Here is a 2064-nt window from a genome sequence, read left to right as displayed (position 1 = left end):
GAATCCTGCAGGTCGATGCCGCGGATGATGTGGGTCATGCCCGTCAGATGGTCGTCGACGCCGGACTGGAAGTCGAGCATGGGCCAGCAGCGGTAGTCGGCGGCCTCGGGGCGGGGGTGGGGCGTATCGATGATGCGGAACGCCACCCAGTCACGCAGGGCGGGATTCTTGTGCTCGATGTCCGTCTTCACGCGGAGCACCATCTCGCCGGACGAATATTCGCCCGCAATCATGTCCTCGAATTCTGCCATCGTCGTCTCGATATCCTTGTCGCGGTGCGGGCACGCCTCCGCGTCGTTCTTCAGGTTCGAGAACTCCTCGCCGGAACAGGAGCAGGTGTACGCGCCGCCCTTCTCGATGAGGTCGCGGGCGTGGTCGTAGTAGGTTTCGAGGCGGTCGCTGGCCTTGATGACCTCGTCCGGTTCGAAACCGAGGTAGTCGATGTCCGAAAGAATCGCGTCGTAGGCCGACAAGTCCGGGCGCTTCGTCTCCGGGTCGGTGTCGTCGAACCGCACCAGCATCTCGCCGTCGTAGAGGTCCTTGTACGTCCCGATGACGGCAGGCATCCGTCCGTGGCCGATGTGCCACGGGCCGTTCGGGTTCGGCGCACAGCGCATCCGAATTTCATCGTATTCCTCCGCGTTCGGCAGGTCGGGGAGCACTTGGTCGTCCTCCTCGTCCTCGGCGTCCAGTTCCTCGACGAGTTCGGCGTCCAGTTCTTCCAGTCGGTCGCGGCGCTCGTCGCCGTCCAGTTGGTTCACCTGTGCGACGACCTTTCCGGCGATGCCCGGCACTTCGCTCCCGTGCTCGCGGAAGTCGGGATTCTCCCCCATCAGCGACCCCATGATAGCTCCGACGTCAGCGTCGCTGTCGTGTTTCAGCGCGTTGAACAGCGCGTGCTTCTCCGCCTCCGTCTCGATCTCCGTCCGTAACTCGTCGTCCATTACGAATTCCTATTCCCGCCCGTCTCAAAACTCCCGCGAATCGGCGTGGGTCGAGAAGCCGGTCTAACGAGAGTCGAGAGATAGTCGAGAGAGCCGTCGCTCTCCGTTCGGCGTCCGAAAAAATGGGAAATTTCAGTAGCCGCGTTCGATGAGATAGTCGGCGATCTGTTCGAGCAGGAAGCGCGATTCGTTGTCCGGGAGCACGCCCAGGTGGTCCTTACCGCGTTGGACGAGTTCCTGTGCCTTTTCCGTGGCGTAGTCGATGCTTCCGGCGGCTTCGAGTCGCTGGACGGCGGCGTCGATTTCGGCTTCCGTCACGTCGCCGACCGTCTCGGTTTCGACCAACGAGTCCACGTCCACGCCCTGATTGCGGGCGTGGAGCGTGATGATGGTCTGTTTGTTCTCGACGAGGTCGCTTCCTCGCTGCTTGCCGAGTTTCTCGCTCGGGACGGTCAGGTCGAGGACGTCGTCCTGAATCTGGAACGCCCGTCCGACGTCGATACCGTACTGGTACAACGCCTCGGTGGTTTCCTCGTCCGCACCGAGAAGCACGGCGGGAACTTTCGCCGCCGCCCCGTAGAGGACGGCCGTCTTGTTCTCGATCATTTCGAGATACTCATCCGGAAGGACGTCCGGCCGTTCCTCGAAGGACACGTCGAGCGCCTGCCCTTCACAGATCTTCGTGCAGGTGGACGCGAGTATGTCGAGTGCGGTAACACAGCGCTCCGGTGTGGCTCCCGTCTCCAGCATGATTTCGAACGCCTTCGAATAGAGCGTATCACCGGCCAGAATCGCGGTCTCGGTGTCGTACGCGCGGTGAACCGACGGCACGCCGCGACGAAGGTCGTCGTCGTCCATGATATCGTCGTGGATGAGCGTGAACGATTGGATGACCTCGATACTCACCGCCGCGGCCATCACGTCCACCTCACCGCCGTCGAGTGCCGGGAACTTCCGATAGGCTTCCGACATGGGTTCGACGTCCGCCAGCGCGTCCGCGACGAGCAGGAGGACCGTCGGTCGGAGACGTTTTCCACCCGCGTCGAGCAGGTACCGGGACGCCTCGTAGAGACGCTCCGGTTCGATTATCGGAAGCTCCTCCTCGATTGCGGCGTTGACG

The 2064-nt window shown here is 62.5% G+C and carries 2 protein-coding genes; both read right to left on the bottom strand.

Annotation, left to right across the window (positions count from 1 at the left end):
- Positions 1-944, bottom strand: a 944-nt coding sequence (locus WBV42_RS11310) for a glutamate--tRNA ligase family protein (protein ID WP_423986124.1), incomplete at its 3' end; no start/stop codon positions are given.
- A 132-nt stretch (positions 945-1076) separates the two neighbouring features.
- Positions 1077-2064 (bottom strand): geranylfarnesyl diphosphate synthase (idsA3, locus tag WBV42_RS11305; protein ID WP_423986123.1); only part of this gene is annotated, 988 nt, incomplete at its 5' end.

The sequence above is a fragment of the Haladaptatus sp. genome (genome assembly GCF_049589095.1).
GTDB lineage: Archaea > Halobacteriota > Halobacteria > Halobacteriales > Haladaptataceae > Haladaptatus.
This window is presented reverse-complemented; position numbering and strand designations above follow the sequence as displayed.